Annotated in this window: 16 protein-coding genes; 4 read left to right on the forward strand and 12 right to left on the reverse strand. The window is 63.8% G+C overall.

Annotation, left to right across the window (positions count from 1 at the left end; genetic code table 11):
• Window positions 1-1,209: DEAD/DEAH box helicase (locus tag BEN49_RS17625; RefSeq protein ID WP_141765701.1), on the reverse strand; the 1,209-nt coding region annotated here is incomplete at its 3' end.
• A 223-nt stretch (window positions 1,210-1,432) separates the two neighbouring features.
• Here BEN49_RS17625 and BEN49_RS17630 point away from each other — a divergent pair.
• The 3 genes from BEN49_RS17630 to BEN49_RS17640 all read left to right on the forward strand — a co-directional run bounded on the left by BEN49_RS17630 (window position 1,433) and on the right by BEN49_RS17640 (window position 4,433).
• The gene (locus tag BEN49_RS17630; RefSeq protein WP_070745723.1) at window positions 1,433-2,170 is read left to right on the forward strand and encodes a class I SAM-dependent methyltransferase; all 738 of its coding nucleotides are present in this window, start codon (window positions 1,433-1,435) and stop codon (window positions 2,168-2,170) included.
• A gap of 370 nt (window positions 2,171-2,540) precedes the next feature.
• Window positions 2,541-3,230 (forward strand): ATP-binding cassette domain-containing protein, encoded by a 690-nt coding sequence (locus tag BEN49_RS17635; RefSeq protein WP_070745725.1) that lies wholly within the window; start codon window positions 2,541-2,543, stop codon window positions 3,228-3,230.
• 282 nt (window positions 3,231-3,512) lie between these two features.
• The gene (locus tag BEN49_RS17640; protein ID WP_239691988.1) at window positions 3,513-4,433 is read left to right on the forward strand and encodes a hypothetical protein; all 921 of its coding nucleotides are present in this window, start codon (window positions 3,513-3,515) and stop codon (window positions 4,431-4,433) included.
• Window positions 4,434-4,600: 167 nt separating this feature from the next.
• Here BEN49_RS17640 and trpS read toward each other — a convergent pair whose 3' ends face one another.
• The 11 genes from trpS to BEN49_RS17700 form a co-directional block, all read right to left on the reverse strand.
• Entirely contained in the window at window positions 4,601-5,632 is a 1,032-nt protein-coding gene (gene trpS / locus BEN49_RS17645) for a tryptophan--tRNA ligase (RefSeq protein WP_083326213.1), read from the reverse strand.
• A gap of 8 nt (window positions 5,633-5,640) precedes the next feature.
• Window positions 5,641-6,276 (reverse strand): hypothetical protein, encoded by a 636-nt coding sequence (locus BEN49_RS17650; protein WP_125916986.1) that lies wholly within the window; start codon window positions 6,274-6,276, stop codon window positions 5,641-5,643.
• Window positions 6,277-6,301: 25 nt separating this feature from the next.
• A complete protein-coding gene (locus tag BEN49_RS17655; RefSeq protein ID WP_070745729.1) occupies window positions 6,302-7,051 on the reverse strand; it encodes a queuosine precursor transporter in 750 nt (249 codons plus the stop codon).
• Between the two features lie 12 nt (window positions 7,052-7,063).
• A complete protein-coding gene (locus BEN49_RS17660) occupies window positions 7,064-7,975 on the reverse strand; it encodes a ribonuclease Z (protein WP_070745730.1) in 912 nt (303 codons plus the stop codon).
• A 162-nt stretch (window positions 7,976-8,137) separates the two neighbouring features.
• Entirely contained in the window at window positions 8,138-8,512 is a 375-nt protein-coding gene (locus tag BEN49_RS17665; protein ID WP_068234739.1) for an STAS domain-containing protein, read from the reverse strand.
• 64 nt (window positions 8,513-8,576) lie between these two features.
• Window positions 8,577-9,434 carry a DUF4198 domain-containing protein gene (locus BEN49_RS17670; RefSeq protein ID WP_070745732.1) on the reverse strand — a complete coding sequence of 286 codons (858 nt, stop codon included), beginning with the start codon at window positions 9,432-9,434 and terminating at the stop codon, window positions 8,577-8,579.
• 72 nt (window positions 9,435-9,506) lie between these two features.
• Window positions 9,507-9,785, reverse strand: a complete 279-nt coding sequence (locus BEN49_RS17675) for a GIY-YIG nuclease family protein (RefSeq protein ID WP_070745733.1) — start codon at window positions 9,783-9,785, stop codon at window positions 9,507-9,509.
• A gap of 195 nt (window positions 9,786-9,980) precedes the next feature.
• Window positions 9,981-11,822 carry a glycosyltransferase gene (locus BEN49_RS17680; RefSeq protein WP_070745735.1) on the reverse strand — a complete coding sequence of 614 codons (1,842 nt, stop codon included), beginning with the start codon at window positions 11,820-11,822 and terminating at the stop codon, window positions 9,981-9,983.
• A 103-nt stretch (window positions 11,823-11,925) separates the two neighbouring features.
• Window positions 11,926-12,657, reverse strand: coding sequence for a LytR/AlgR family response regulator transcription factor (locus BEN49_RS17685; protein ID WP_070745736.1), 732 nt, complete (start codon window positions 12,655-12,657; stop codon window positions 11,926-11,928).
• Between the two features lie 61 nt (window positions 12,658-12,718).
• Window positions 12,719-13,831, reverse strand: coding sequence for a sensor histidine kinase (locus BEN49_RS25905; protein ID WP_083326215.1), 1,113 nt, complete (start codon window positions 13,829-13,831; stop codon window positions 12,719-12,721).
• A complete protein-coding gene (locus BEN49_RS17700; protein WP_070745742.1) occupies window positions 13,828-14,553 on the reverse strand; it encodes a hypothetical protein in 726 nt (241 codons plus the stop codon). The genes BEN49_RS25905 and BEN49_RS17700 overlap by 4 nt, the downstream gene beginning before the upstream one ends.
• Window positions 14,554-14,800: 247 nt before the next feature.
• Between BEN49_RS17700 and BEN49_RS17705 the strand changes: the two genes are divergently transcribed.
• Window positions 14,801-15,682, forward strand: a complete 882-nt coding sequence (locus BEN49_RS17705; RefSeq protein WP_125916988.1) for a DUF5694 domain-containing protein — start codon at window positions 14,801-14,803, stop codon at window positions 15,680-15,682.
• The last annotated feature ends 91 nt before the right edge of the window (window positions 15,683-15,773 follow it).

Genomic DNA, 15,773 nt, shown 5'->3' on the forward strand with positions numbered 1-15,773 from the left:
GCTGCTGTCGCGGGGGCCCCCACCGAAGCCTCCGCTCCGGCCGCCGCTGCCGCCGTGGCCGCCACGGGCGGGCCGGCCGCCGATTTTGCCGCCCAGGCCAGCAAAGCGCTTGGGGTCAAATTCGGGCGCTTCGCCCAGGCCCAGTTCCTCCGTAATGGCCAGCTTGGGGATTTCACGCTCGATGAGCTTCTCAATTTTTACCACCCGGTCCTGGTCCTGGTCCGAGATGAAAGTGATGGCCGTGCCCTTGGTGGCGGCGCGGGCCGTGCGGCCGATGCGGTGCACGTAGTCCTCGGCGGCGCGCGGGATGTCGTAGTTCACCACGTGGCTCAGACTGTCGATGTCGATGCCGCGGCTCAGCACGTCGGTGGCCACCAGGATGGGGAACTGCTTGTTTTTGAAAGCCCGCATGATTTCCTCGCGCTCCTCCTGGGTGCGGTCGGAGCTGATGCCGCGGGCCTCGATGCCGAGCTTGTTCACGGCCTTCACAATGCCGCCCACGGCCGCTTTCTGGCTCGTAAACAGCACCATGCTCTGCACGTCCTGGGTTTTGATGATGTGCTCGAGGACGTAGATTTTCTGGCGGTCGAAGGCCAGGTAAAACTGCTGGTCGATGCCAGCGGCGGGCTTGCTCACGGCCAGCCGGATTTCCTCTGGGTTCTGCAAAATCTGCTGCGAGAAGTCGCGGATTTTGGTGGGCATGGTGGCCGAAAACAGCAGCGTCTGCCGCTGCTTGGGCAGCTGGCGCACGATGTTGAAAATGTCGTCCGAGAAGCCCATGTCCATCATTTTGTCGGCCTCGTCGAGCACCAAGTACTTGATTTGGTCGAACTTGACGTAGCCCATTTGCAGGTGGGCGATGAGGCGGCCGGGCGTGGCAATGATGATGTCGGCGCCGCTCGTCAGGGCCCGCTTCTGCTGCTCCCAGTTCTCGCTTTTGCCGCCGCCGTAGATGGCGATGCTGCTGGCCTCGACGAAGTAGCCGAAGCCCGTCACCTGCTCGTCGATCTGGGTGGCCAGCTCGCGCGTGGGCACCAAAATGAGCGTAGATGTGTGGCCGTGCTTGGCGTGCGAAATCTTGTCGAGCAGCGGCAGCAGGTAGGCGGCGGTTTTGCCGGTGCCGGTTTGGGCGCAGGCAATCAAGTCTTTGCCTTCCAGTATTTTGGGGATGGCCTGCTCCTGCACGGGCGTGGCCTGCTGGTAGTTCATGGCGTCCACGCCGGCCAGCAGGTCGTCGTGGAGGTTAAATTCGTGAAACGTCAAGGGACAGCTGTTTTAAAATGGAAAATTTGGGCTGACCTCGTGCTTTCGGCCAGCAAACCGCTTGATTTACGGTAAAGATACGCGCGGGGCCCACGCTTGAGGTTGCCCCCGAAACCGGGGCCCCAGCGCGGCGCACGCGCCCAATTCTTCAACGAATTCCCGCCCAAAAATGTCCCTCGACCGCTTCTCCGCCCAAGCCGCGGCCTACGCCCGCTTCCGCATCGACTACCCCACGGCGCTCTACGACTGGCTGCTGCCGCTGGTGCCCGGCCGCGAGCGCGCCTGGGACTGCGCCACCGGCAACGGCCAAGTGGCCGTGGTGCTGGCCGCGCACTTCGCCGAAGTAGATGCCACCGACTTCAGCACCAACCAGCTGGCCCAGGCCCCGGCGCGGCCCAACCTCCACTACCAAACTGCCCGCGCCGAGCACACGCCTTTCCCCGACCGCGCGTTCGACCTCATCACCGTGGGCCAGGCAGTGCACTGGTTCGACCACGCCGCCTACCACCGCGAGGTGCGCCGCGTGGCCCGGCCGGGCGCCGTGCTGGCTGAGTGGGGCTACGGCCTGGGTCGCATCAGCCCCGAAATCGATTCGCTCGTGTGGCACTTCTACAGCGAGGTGCTGGGGCCCTACTGGGACGAAAACCGCTGGCACGTCGACGACGAATACGCTCGCATCCCGTTCCCGTTTGCCGATGTGCAGCGGGCCCACTTTGCCGAGCAGCGGCAGTGGTCGGCGGCCTGGTACCTCGACTATTTGCGCACCTGGTCGAGCGTGCAGAACTACCAAAAGCAGCACAGCGCCGACCCCGTGGCGCTGGTGGCCGAGGCGCTAACGCAGGCCTGGGGCCCCGGCGAGCGGACCGTGATGTTCCCCGTGTTTGCCCGCGCCGGGCGGGTAGAATAATTGCCGCCGGCCCGCGTTGACAGTCCACCCAAACCCCACGGCATGAATTCACTGGTTACCCGATTGCGGGCGGTAGCGCTGTTTTACCGCAGTGTGGCGCCGTTTATGGTCGGCATTTCGGCTCTGATTCTGCTGATGGTGCTGTGGCCCGCCTTGCACGAGGGCTGGGCCAATGGCTTGCTGCTGAAGCTGTTGCTGATTAAGCTGGCTACGGCCCCCGCGGCGTGGTACCTATCCGAGCAAATGCGGCCCGACCAATACTGGTTCTACTTCAACCTGGGCGCGTCGCGCCGATTCCTGTGGGTTGGCCTGGTGTTGCTCGACGGCTGTCTGTTTGTGGGCGTGGCGGGGGCCTGGTGGCCGCCTTTGCATGAGGCCGCCCGGGGCCCTCGGGGCCGGCCCGCACGTGCTGGAGGCCGACGGCATTCGAATAGCCTTTGGGACGCGGCAGGTGCTGGCCCACGTGTACCTGCGGGTGCAAACCGGCCAGGTGGTGGGCCTGTTGGGGCGCAACGGCAGCGGGAAATCGGTGCTACTGCAAACGGTTTTTGGGGCCCGGGCCGTGCCCGACGCATCGGTGCGCGTGAACGGCCGCCGGGCGGTGCCCGCCTTTATGCAGCCCGGGCTCATCAACTACCTGCCGCAAACGCCGCTGCTGCCGCCGGGCGTGTCGTTGCGCCAAGCGGCGCGCCTGCTGCGGGTTGACGTGGAAAAGGCCACGGCCGGCTTTCCTGAGCTGCGGGCCCAGCTCCGGCAGGGCCCCGGCGAGCTATCGGGCGGCACGGCGCGGCTGCTGGAAGTGCTGCTCCTGCTGCACGCCGAAACGGCTTTTTCCTTGTTCGATGAGCCGTTTTCCGGCATCATGCCCGTGCACGTCGAGGAGCTGGCGCGGGAGATGCAGCAAGCCAAGCAACGCAAAGGAATTCTCATCACCGACCACCGCTACGCCGTAGTGCTGCCGCTGTGCGACGTGGTGTACCTGCTGCACGGCGGCCGCTTGCAAAAACTTGGGCCCGACCCCCGGGCCGAATTGCGCGACTACGGCTACCTGGCTACCTGACTTGCGGCGGCGCGTGGGGCCCTGCCGGCCCGCGCTGGGGCCCCAATGCGAGCCGGCGAGCGGTAGATAAGCTCAGCTCGCGGGCGGTGGAAATCCAGTTTTACAACGCGCCAGCTGTTTGCATTATTCCGGAGGTATTTGTAAAAAGTAGCCCTTTAATCAATTTATTTGCTTGTACGGTGAAAATAGTTTGGTATTGAAGTAAGAATGCGCTATTCTTGCCATTATTAGTTATCCCTTTTTATTTCACAATGTTGCCAAACGCATATTATTCTTATTCCTATGGTTAAGTCGTCTAATAAAATTGCTGCGGCGCCCGAACTCTTCGCGCCCGCCGAAATCCAGCCTGCCACCGATTTGGTAGCCGCGCCCGCCCCCGCCAAAAAAACGGCCAAAGCCCGGGCCCCCAAAACCCCAAAAATCGACGCGGCTCCGGCCGAAACCCCCGCCGCCCCCGCCGAGGCCGTGCACAGCGGCGCCACCGCCACCGATAACATCCCCATTGCCGAAGCCGGCTCGCCCACCGAGGCCCCGGCCGACCGCCTCGACCAGATTTACGACGGCCTTAAACAGAAATCCACTGCCAAGCAGGCCATTTACCGCAACACTTTGGCCGCGTTCGACTGTCTGCGGGCCGTGTCGCAGGAGCTGGTGGTGGAGCTGGCCAGCAAGCGCCCGCCCCTCGACGCGAGCGTGGTGCTGGAGTACCGCTCCATCAACGACATGGAGTTCCATATCCGGTTTTCGGGTGATTTGCTGGTGTTCGTCATGCACTCCAACATCGTCACCTTCCCCGATGACTACGGCCCCATGCCCAGTGCCTACGTCCAGGCCGACTTTCGGCGGCGCTTTTTCGGCCACATCATGGCCTACAACTTCATGGCCGACAGCATCAAGTACCAGCGCCTGAACGACCCCGGCTACCTCGTTGGCCGCCTGCTCGTCAACATCAATAACCACTATTTCCTCGAAGGCGTGCAGCAGCTGGAGCTGCCCAACAACGACATGTCAGACAACGTGCTGACGACCGCCGCCATGCGCCTGTTCATCGAAAGCGCGATGATTGCCGCCGTCAACAACGACCTTATCGCCCCGCCACTCACCGAAATCCAAAAAATCAACGTCAAGCAAAAGCTAGAAAACCAGCAAGTGAGCCGCGGCAGCAAGGTCGGCTTCAGCTTCTCGCACGAGCAGGTTATCTGAACCGCAGATTAAGTGGATTTAACGGATAAGAACGGGTTCCAATAGCCTTCAAATATTTGGCAAGAGGAGCTTTGAGGCCCTGGCTGGAATTTTTAAATCCCAATAAAAAAGGCTACTCAACGAGTGGCCTTTTTTATTGCAGAAAAGTAGGCTATTGGAATCCGTTCTTATCCGTTAAATCCACTTAATCTGCGGTTCAGACGATTGTTCACTTGATCTGCGGTTCGGACACCGTACCCCACCTTCTGGCGCACTTTGGCCAGTACGCCGGCGCCGTAGGCTCGGGCGCGTTGGGCCCCGATGGCCAGTTGCTTGTCGATTTCGGGTAGGTTGTTCATATAGAAGTTGAACTGCTCGCGCTCGGTAGCGAAGCGCTTCAGAATCAGCTCGAACAGGTCCTGTTTGGCGTGGCCGTAGCCGTAGCCGCCGGCCAGGTAGAGGCGACGCAGCTCGGCGGTTTCCTCGGGCGAGGCGAGGAGCGAGTACAGCTTAAACGTGATGTCGGTGTCGGGGTCTTTGGGTTCGGCGAGGTCCTTGGCGTCGGTGATGATCTTGCGGATGACCTTCTGCAACTCCTTCTCGGGCAAGAAGATGTCGATGATGTTGCCGTAGCTCTTGCTCATCTTCGCGCCGTCAATACCGGGGATGGTCATCAGCTCGGCGTCGACGCGGGCTTGTGGCGGCACCAGCGTGTCGCCGTAGCGGGAGTTGAAGGCCTGGGCGATGTCGCGGGCAATTTCGAGGTGCTGCACCTGGTCCTTGCCCACGGGCACAATTTCGGCGTCGTAGAGCAGGATGTCGGCCGCCATCAGCACCGGGTAGGTGAACAGGCCGGCGTTCACGTCCGAGAGCTTGTCGCTCTTGTCCTTGAAGCTGTGCGCGTTGGCCAGCATCGGGTACGGCGTGAAGCACGACAGGTACCAGGTCAGCTCAGTCACCTGCGGCACGTCGGATTGCCGGTAGAACAGATTCTTCTCAGTGTCGAAGCCGCAGGCCAGCCAGGCGGCGGCCACGGCGTAGGTGTTCTGGCGCAGCACCTCGGGGTCGCGCACGGTGGTGAGCGAGTGCAAATCGGCGATGAAGTAGAGCGACTCGTTGGCTGGGTTTTTCGACAGCTCGATGGCCGGGAGGATGGCCCCGAGCAGGTTGCCCAGGTGCGGGCGGCCGGTGCTCTGGATGCCGGTGAGGATGCGGGACATGGGGAAAGCTAAGGTTTGAGGCGCACGCCTTTGTTATAAGCGCGCACTAAATCGGGCAATTGCACGCGGGTGACTTGGTTGCTTACCAGTTGCCGCTGCAATATCGGATCGGCGGGAAAGAGGCCAGCTACGAGCGGGCTCAGGGCCTGCTGGGCGTTGAGGCCGGGGGCGTGCTTGGGGCTGTAAACGAAGAAGTTATTGGTGCCCTTTTTGCGCAGCACGGCCAGCGTAATGTGGGCCTTCAGGGGCCCCATAGGGGCCACGTAGTAGTAGTGGAACAGCTCGATGGGCCCGTCGACCACCACAGTTTCCAGCAGTACTGGGTCGGTGAACTGCGCGTCGAAGCCCGCGCGCAGCTTGAAGCCGTCTTGCCGCGCGAAGGAGTGGCCGTCCACGCTGAACGCCGCCACCTGCGCCAGGCGGAAGCTGCGTTCCTGACCGTTGCGGACGCCGGCCATGGCGCCGGGCCGGTTGTCTTCGGCCAGCACCAGCTTGAGATCGGCATCGCCCTGGGCCCCGGTGGCCAGCTTGTAGTGGCCGGGCGCAAACGCAAACTGGGCCCGTGCCTTGCCAGGCAGCAAAAAAGAGCTAGTTAAAAGGGTGGCTAAGGGTAAGTATTTGGGGATGAAGGATAAATGTAACATAAAATGATAAATAAGGAAGGAATAATTACACGCTGTCGTCGTCCACGGCTTCGTGCTGCAATTCTAAGGTATCGGCGGTGCCCAAGTAGCGGTCAATGAAATAATGCGCGGTATAAAGGACCGGCGTGAGCAGAATGGCGGCCGCGAATTTGTACCAATAATTAAAGTTAGCCACGCTGACGACTTGCGCCAGGCTCCAGTTGCCGAAGATATAAAAGGCCACGTACAGCACCACGAAGCTATCCACGAGCTGCGAAACGAGGGTGGAGCCGGTGGCCCGCAGCCACACGTAGCGCCCGCCCGTGGCCCGGCGGATGGCCTGGAAAATGCTGGCGTCCAGCAATTGCCCGATGATAAATGCTACGATAGAGCCTATGATGATGCCCAGGCCCTGCCGGAAAATGCTCTGGTAGGCAAAGTCGATGTCGAAGGGCCGGCCCCGGGCGTCGGCCTTGTTCACGTCGAGCCAGAAGTCGGCGGGCGGGAGCTTGGTGGTGAGGTAGATAACCCCGAAGGCAAACAGGATGAGGCCCATGGTGAGGTAGCTCACGCGCAGCACGCCGTCCTTGCCAAAGTACTCGTTGATGATGTCGGTAGTGATGAACACGACCGGCCAGATGAGCACGCCGGCCGTGAGCTCACCGGGCAAAAAGCCGGTGAGCTTGGCCACCGAAAAAATCTTGACGCCAATGATTTCGGCCAGCAGCGCATTCACCAGGAAAACGCTGCTGAGCACCAGGTACAGCTGCTGCTTTTTGTGGGCGAAAGATGCCATGCGGGGCCCCGGCTACACGCTCACCATCAAGCCCTCGGTGGCCAGCTCGGCAGTCGGGAACACGGCCTGGGCCTCGTGCAGCAGCGGCTCCAGGTCCTTGTAGCGGCTCGAGAAGTGGCCCAGCAGCAGGCGGCCCACACCCGCGTCGCGGGCCAGCTGGGCGGCCTGGCGGGCGGTGCTGTGGTGGGTTTGGGCGGCGCGCACGTGCATGTTATCCAGGAAGGTAGCCTCGTGGTAGAGCACCTGGGCCCCACGCACCAGCTCGGCCAGGGCGGGGGTATAAAGCGTATCGGAGCAGAAAGCGTAGCGGCGCGGCGCCGGGGCGGGGGCCGACACGTCGGCGTGGCGCACGCCGGGCTGGTCGGCGCTGGCGGGCAGGTCGTGGCCCTGGGCCAGCTGGTGGAGCTGGGCAGCGCTGAGGCCGGCGGGCAGGCGCTCCTTCAATAGGTGGGGGCGGCGGGGCTGCTCGGCAAACAGGTAGCCGGCGCACGGGATGCGGTGGCGCATGGGCAGCGACGACACCGTGATGTGGGCGTCCTCGTACACCACGGCGTGGGCTTTGGTGTCCACGGCCACGAACTCCATGGCGAAGGCCAGCTTCGTGCCTGAAACACGCATCTGGGTGCTCAAAACTTCGTCGAGGCCGGGCGGGCCCACGATGACCAGCGCCCGGGTGCGGCCCTGCAAGTGCAGCGAGCCCAGCAGCCCAAACAGCCCGAAGTAGTGGTCGCCGTGCAGGTGCGAAATGAACACCGCCCGCAACTGGTTCAGTCGGTTGCGGTACTCGAGCAAGCGCCACTGGGTGCCCTCGCCGCAATCGACGAGGTAGTGTGCGCCGCCCACGGTGAGGGCCTGGGCCGTGGGGTGGCGGCCCAGCGTCGGGGTGGCCGATGCCGAGCCCAGGATTCGCAGTTCGAAAGTCAAGGTAGTGAGCTGTTGGCTAATAGCGGCTAGCTGTTAGCTTTTTTTGGACTGAAGCATTAAAACCACCGGCAAGTAGCCGTGCGGTGAAAAGAAATTGGCTGTCAGCGGCGGCATCCCGAAGGAAAACCAACTGCTAACAGCCAAAGGCCAGGGCCCCAAAAATTACTCCTTGTCCGTCAAATCGCGCTCGATGGCGTGCAGAAACACGCGGTCGATGCCTTCTTCCACCGTGGGCAGGATGTGCAATACCGACTCCAGCTTGCTGATAGTGATGAGCTTGAGCACGTGGTCTTGCAAGCCGGTGAGCACCAGTAGGCCGCCCGTGGAGTTGCACAAACGGTTGGCGATGAGGATGGAGCTGAGGCCCGACGAATCGGTGTACTTAACGTTGGAGAGGTCGAGAATCAGGTTGTTGATGCCTTCCGCGTTGAGCTTCACGAACTCCGATTTGAGGTCCGGGGCAACGGTCGTGTCCAGCTTTTTCTCGTCAATGGTGATGACGGTATAGCTGTCTTTTTTATCGATGGCGTACTTCATGCGCAGGAGCAGAGAAAAAGGATTAGAAGAGACGAAGGTAGAAAAAAAACCCGATGCCGGCCGCCTATCGGGCCACCGGCCCAGCAAACGTCAGCGATGCCCACGTGCTGAGCCAGTCGGCGCGCACACGCAGCACCGCGGGCGTTTCGGCCGCGTCGACGGTGGCCACCAAGTAGGGCCCCGGCCCGGACAGGCGTAACAGCAAACGACCGTTTTGGTTGGCATGCGTGGTGAAATGCTTGGTAGGTAGGCCGCCGGGTTGCGTTTCCCACACCTGCACCAGGGCCCCGCGCACCGGCTGCCCGGCCCGCAGCACCCGCACGGTGAGGGCCGCGCCGGGCGCCAAGCGGTACGGGTTCTGCTCGGGCACCAGCTCCAGGGGCAAGCCCAGCACGCGGCGGTAGGCCGTGTCGGCGGCCGGCGGCGGGGCCCCCACGTGCACTAGGGCTTTGGCGCAGCGGCGGTAGGCCTCGCGGCCGGGCAGGGCCTGCTGGCCGCGCTCCTGGCGGCGGCGCAGGGGTAGCTCCAAGCCTTCTTCGCGCAGGTAGGCGGTGAACTGCGCGGCGGGCAACTCAATGAACGCCACGTTGCTGCGTAGCACCACCAGGTGCGTGCCGGGCCGGGCAAACGCCACGGCGGTGCGGAACGTGTCGGCCGGGGCCCCGCCGGGGGCGGGCGCCAGGTTGGTGGAGTCGGCCGGGACGGGGCCATAGCGGGCGAAGGCCAAAATTTTGCTGGCCCGGTTGCCCCACGGGGCCCCTTGGAAGTGCTCGCCCACTAGTGGCCGCACGTTCACCGTTTCGCCCAGCGCGAGGCGGAAGCGGGCGGGCTGGAGCCAGAACTCGTGGGCCAGGCCGGCGCTGGCCAGCGCCAGGAGCGGGGCCAGCAGCAGTAGTTTGGGTAAGGGTAGGCCTTTTGTCATTGCGAGCGCAACGAAGTGGAGCGCGGCAATCCGTCCTATGAAAGGCGGCTGGCCCACTGATGTGATAAACTTCTACGCCGCCAATTCTTCCCAATTCGGGTTGCTGGCATTAATCAATGCCAGCTTCTTCGCTCTTGATCCGGCTTTAAGTTGCTTCTCACGGGCAATGGCGTCCGCAATGCTTGGGTACGTTTCGAAATGGACCAGCTTGTGAACATTGTACTGCTTGGTAAAGCCGGCTTGGCTGCCAGCCTTATGCTCGGCCACGCGCCGCGTCAAGTCGTTGGTAACGCCTACGTATAACACGGTGTGGTTGAGGGTCGTGAGTAAGTAGACGTAGTAGGTACGCACAGGTCGATGGGCAGAATGAAGTTTGTCACAGCATTAGGCTGGTCGCTTTGCTAGGACGGATTGCTTCGTCGTTCCTCCTCGCAATGACAAAATGAAAGGTGTCCCATCACTGGGCCAGTCGCTTTGCCAGGACGGATTGCCGCGCTCCACTTCGTTGCGCTCGCAATGACAACCCGCCCGCAATGACCCCAAAGCCTACTGCCGCTCCAAGGCCAGGGCGTAGGCCCGGTCGTAGTACACGCGCAGGTTTTTCCAGTCGAACAGCTCGGCGTGGCTTTCCACGTTGTTGCGCTGCTGGATGCGCTCGCGGCGCGAGAGCAGCACGAACTGCCACATCATCTCGGTCAGCTCCTCGGCCGACTCGTCGAAGGTGCGCTCCTGGCGGTGCACCACAAAAATGCCCTTCTGCTCGGGGTCGGGCACGTTTTGCAAGGCGTAGTCGCCGAAGCCCGAGAGGTCGCTCGTGACGGCGGGCACGCCGCGGGCCACGCACTCGAGCGGGGTGTAGCCCCAGGGCTCGTAGTAGCTCGGGAACACGCCCAGGTGGGTGCCGCGCACAAACTGCCCGTACTCCATGCCGAACAGGGGCGAGGTAGTAGACACAAAATCTGGGTGGTACACGATTTTTACCCGGTCGTGCTCGTAGTTCAGCATGTTCGAGCGGCGCAGGAAGTTCAGGATGTCGTCCTTGGCGTCGTCCACCAGGTTATGGGTGATGACCGGGGGCAGGGCGTTCGATTTCCAGCTTTGCAGCGTGCGGCGGTAGCGCAGCTTCCAGTAGTCGTCCACCATGTCGCCGAGCTCGGGCAGGCGCTGGTCGGAGCTGGCGGCGGCGGCGTAGAACAGGCGCTCGCCCACCTGCTCCTCGATGGCGCGGCAGGTTTGGCGCACTTCCTCCAGCACGGCGCGGCGCTCAAGCACCTGCGGGTTGATGCTGGTGAAGGCGCGCTTGGTGATGAAAAACATGACCACTTGCACGTCGATGCCGCTCTGCTGGAGGCGGTAGTTGAGGCGGGCCAGGGCCTCCAGTGTCAGGTCGAAGCCCTTGTTGTGGTACTCGTAGCGGCCCGAGGTGAAGAAGTACAGCGTCTTGTCCAGCTCAAACGAGTACGAGTGGAAGAAGTGGGCCATCACGAACTCGTGGATTTTGGCCTTGTAGAGTTGGTGCAGGTTCTGGAACTCGTGGCCGGCCACGAAGCGCTCCACGTTCAAGCCGTTGGGCAGCACCGCGTCCGGAATTCGGTCGAGCAGGTAAATGCACTCGCGCACCGTCAGCTCGCTCACCGTGGTGAAAACGTGGCTGCCGTGGGCGGCGGCGCGCTCCATGGTCACGGCCGGCTCGATGGCGAAGTGGCGGCTTTCGGCCAGCCAGTCCACGCGCATCAGGTGGTCGTAAAATTCGGGGTCGTTCATGGCCAGGTAGCGGCCCAGCAGCGTGGCGTGCGTCGTGAACACAAGGTGGGCCGGCGTGCCGTCGCGCCGCAGGTCGGGGATGGCCACGCCCGTCATCCACTCGTGGAAGTGCACCAGCAGGCTCTTTTCGCCCTTGAGGGCGGCCACGGTCTGGATGAACAGCTTGGAGAGGGCCCCGAAGGCCACCACCTGGTGCAGCAGGTCGTCGTTGTCGGGCATCGGAATGCCGTGCCGCTCCCACAGGTCGCGCTTGATGTCGCCCAGGCGGTTGTAGGCCTGGAAGGGGTTGATGAGCACCACCCGCGGGCGGCCCGTTACGAGCCAGGTACCGAAGCAAATGTCGTAGCCCTCGGCCCGCAGCGTGCGCACGGCGGCGGCGTAGGGGTCGTCGATGAGGGCGAGCTGGTTGTCGTCGAAGTTCTCGAACTCGCCCTGCGCCATGTGGGCGAAGTAGGGCCCCAGCAGGCAGTAGCGGTTGCCCCAAGCGGGCACGGTGGCCGGCACCTTGGACCGGATGACGGTGTAAATGCCGCCCACTTGGTTGCACACTTCCCAGGCGGCTTCAATCAGCAACGAGTCGGGCAGCAGGGCGTCGGGGGCGGGGGGCGCGGAAGAAAAGGGCATGGCGGGTGGGATAGTACAAAAAACAGCGGCGGCGAAAGGTAAGCCGGCCCGGCCGCCGCCGCCACCCTTGCCCCAACTATTTTTGGTACGGCCCGCCCGGCACCTACGGTTGTGCCTGGGCCCGAATTAATTGGAAAAAACCGTCCCGGTAGGTTTCGCCCAGCGGAATGGCCGCCTCGCCAATGTACACGGTGTGGCCGTCCACAAGCCGGATTTTATCCAACGCCACCACGAACGACTTGTGCACCCGCAGAAACGCCGGCTGCGGCAGCTGCTGGGCCAAGTCCTTCAGCGTCTGGTAGGTAACCACGCGCTGGCCCGGCACCACGATGGACACGTAGTTCTTCAGCGCCTCCACGTACAGAATATCGGCGTAGTTGAGCCGCAGGAACTTGTTCTTGCTCTCGCCCTTCACAAACAGGTAATCCGCCGCCGGGGCCCCCACTGCCGGCGGCACGGCCAGGGCCGGTGCAACTGGCGCCGGGGCCCCCGCCTGGGCTTTTTGCACGGCGCGCAGGAAGCGGTCGAAGGCCACGGGCTTGAGCAGGTAGTCCACCACGTCGTGCTCGTAGCCCTCCAGGGCGTACTCGGGGTAGGCGGTGGTGAGGACGACCCGGCACTGCCGCCCGCAGATTTTCAGGAACTGCAAGCCCGTGAGCTCGGGCATCTGAATGTCGAGAAACACCAAATCGACGCGGCCCTCCTGCACCCATTGCAGGGCTTCGAGCGGGTTGGTGGTGGTGCCCACCAGCGCCAGCGTTGGTACTTTTTGGATGTAGGCGGCCAGCAGCCGGGTGGCGGCGGGCTCGTCGTCAACGGCGATGCAGCGGAGCATGGGGGAGTTGTTGAGCGGGGAACGTTGGGGGCGGGCTGCCGGCTTTTTCGCCGGCTGCCCGCTAATCGTTGCAGCGGGTTGCGGCGGCCCTGGGGCCCCTAGCGATTACCGGGTAGCCGGCAAAAAAGCTGGCAGCCCGGATTAAACCGGCCCCAAATCTAGCTCCAGGCGGGTGTAGTGCTCGGTGCCGTCGTTGCGCACTTCCAGCGCGTGGTGGCCGGGGTAGAGCAGGGCCAGGCGGCGGCGCAGGTTGGCCAGGCCGATGCCGGTGGTGGCCCCGGGCGGGTGGGGCCCCACGCGGTTGCGCACCTCGAAGCACAGGCGGCCGGGCGCGGGCAGCGTGAGGCTGATGGCCACGGGCTGGTCGGGGCGGTGGACGACGCCGTGCTTGAGGGCGTTTTCGACGAACGGGATAAGCAGCAGGGCCGCCACCCGCTGCCCGCCCACGCGCCGGCGGCCGGAAATTCACAAAAAACTGGTCTTCAAAGCGCAGGCGGTGCAGGGCCAGGAAGTTTTCCAAGTACTCCACTTCCCTGTGCAGCTCGACCTGGCCGTCGGGGCCCTCGTGCAGCATGTAGCGCATGAGGTCGGAGAGGCGCAGCACGGCGCCGGCCAGCGGCTCCGACACGGCGTAGGCCTCGGCGTAGAGGTAGTTGAGGGTGTTGTAGAGGAAGTGGGGGTTGATTTGGGTTTTGAGGAAGGCCAGCTCGGCCTGGGTTTTTTCCTGCGTCAGGAGCTGGGTGGCCTGGTCTTTCTCGCGCCGGAACACCTCCTCGATTTTCCAGGCCATGGCCGCCAGGCCCACGATGGGTGGGCTAAGGTACACGTCGTCGATGACGAAGGCGCTCAGGGCCGAGTTCGGGCTGTAGTTGCGGAAGCCGAAGGCGGCGGGCATCAGCACTTCCTCCAGCAAGTAGCGCAGACAGCCGAATACCAATGGCGTGGCCAGCAGCCCTAGCAGCAGCTGGGGGCCCCGGCCCGGCCGCCAGTAGCGCGGGTAGATGAACGAAAAGCAGTAGTAAAACAGGGCCATCTCGCTGAGCCATGTGGTGGCCGTGACCAGCAAGCGTTCGTTTAAGTGGGTCGCGTAGTTCAGCAGGGTGCCGACCTCGGCGTGGGCAATCAATAGGGCCCAGCCCAGGGCGTGGTAGAGGGCAATCCGGCGGCGGTTCATGGCTTAAAAGTAGCCGGCGGGGCCCCCAGGGCGGCCACGGGCTGCCCCAGCGCCCCCAGGTGCCGGTAGGTGAGGGCCAGCACTGCGCCCACGGCCGCCGTCCAGCACGTAATCAGGATAGGCGAGCCCAGGATGCCGTAGGTGGCCAGAAAGCCGCTGGCCAGCAGCGAGTTTAGGGCCCCCAGCAGCACCGCCGTGGCAACCGGGAACGGCAGCAGGAAGAACGCCAGGAACGTGGCCAGCCGCCGCCGGGGCGCCAGCGCCCGGTAGGCCCGCACCAGCGGCGGCCCCGTGGCCAGCAGTACCAGCGCGCCCCCCAGGGCCCAGGCCACGGGGTGGGCCATGAACTTGCTCAGGGCGTACACCTCGTCGTTGCCGCCCAGGAAAACCGCCCCCAAAATGCGGGTAAACGGCAGCGCGGCCAGCACTAGCGCGAAGCCCAGCGACTGCCGCGCCACGGGCTGGCGGGGCCCCAGTAGCCCGTAGCCCACCCAGCCCACGGCAAACGTGAACGCCGGCCCGGCCAGCGTGGCCGCCAGGTTGGTGTAGGGGTGGCCGGTAGCGCAGGTGCTGCACAGGCTCCACACGTTGAAGTCGCGGGGGCCCCAGCAGCCGCACAGCAGCCGGCCCAGGCCGGTGTGCACCAGCTCGTGGGCCTCGGCCAGCACAAACACCAGGGCCCCAAACGCCAGCAGTGCGCGCCAGGTGAGAACAATTTTCATGAGGGAAGGGAGGGAGCAACCGGATGGGAAACGGCCGTTGGGGCCCCGGTGCACAAAGCTGCCGCTGGGGTGGCCCAGCGAAGAAAAATATTATCCCAACCCCGCCGAACGGCGGACGACCCGGCCGCTGGGGCCCCGGCGGCGTTGGCGGCCCGTTTGTGGGGGTTGGGATAATAAAGTTTCGGGCCGCCGGGGGCCCTGGCACCTTTGTCCCATCGCCGTCACCCACCCGCTTTCCCCCGCCGCCATGACCGTTTTCCACTCTGCCGCCTGTTTCCTGTTGTCGCTGGCTCTGCTGGGGCCCGCCGTTGCTTCGGCCCAAACCAAACCTGGGGCCCCCGCCAAAATCAAGGTGTACCTGGTGGGCACGTTCCACTTCAGCGGCTCCGATTCCGACCTGCACAAGGGCACCAAAACCGACATGAAAACGCCCGAAATGCAGCGCGAACTGGACGAGCTGGTGGGCAAGCTCGCCAAGACGCGGGCCGACAAGGTGTTCATCGAGTTCAAGTTGAACGACCAGCCGTTTGTAGACAGCACCTACGCCCTGTACCGCCAGGGCCAGTTCAAGGCCAGTAACAGCGAAGTTTACCAACTGGCCTACCGCTTGGCCAAGCGGCTGGACCGCCCCCGGGTGTACTGCGCCGATGCCGCCGGGATGCTTGATTTCGAGGCCACTCAGGCTTATGCCAAGCAACACGGCCAGGAGAAAATTCTGGAAGGCGCGATTGCCAACGCACCCCAGGACAGCGCCGGCCGGCTCATTGCGGCCCGGGTAGGGGCCCGGCAAAGTCCTGCTAAGTTGCTCCTAATGCCGGGCGGTACGCTGTTAGAGCGCTTTATTCGCCAAAACACCCGCGCCGCCGAATTGGCCCAGATGGACGCCTACCTGCTGGATTTTGCCCGCATCGGGGGCGGCGACAACTACGCGGGGGCTGACCTGGCGGGCGAGTTTTTCAAACGCAACGTGCGCATCTACACCAACTTGCTGCGGCAGGTGGACGTGGCGCACGACCGGGCTGTGGTGCTCGTCATCGGGCAGGGGCACGTGGCCTTTCTGAAAGCCATCTTGCAATACAATTCCCTGTTTGAGGTGGCCGACGTAGTGCCGCTGCTGCAAGCCAAGTAGGGCCCCGGGGGCCCTACTTGCGGCCCGGTCGTAGTTTGCGGGCCCGTTCCGCGCGGTGGCCGCCTGAGTGGCCGCACGGAACGGGTTCACC

It is taken from the genome of Hymenobacter coccineus (genome assembly GCF_001816125.1).
Lineage (GTDB): Bacteria > Bacteroidota > Bacteroidia > Cytophagales > Hymenobacteraceae > Hymenobacter > Hymenobacter coccineus.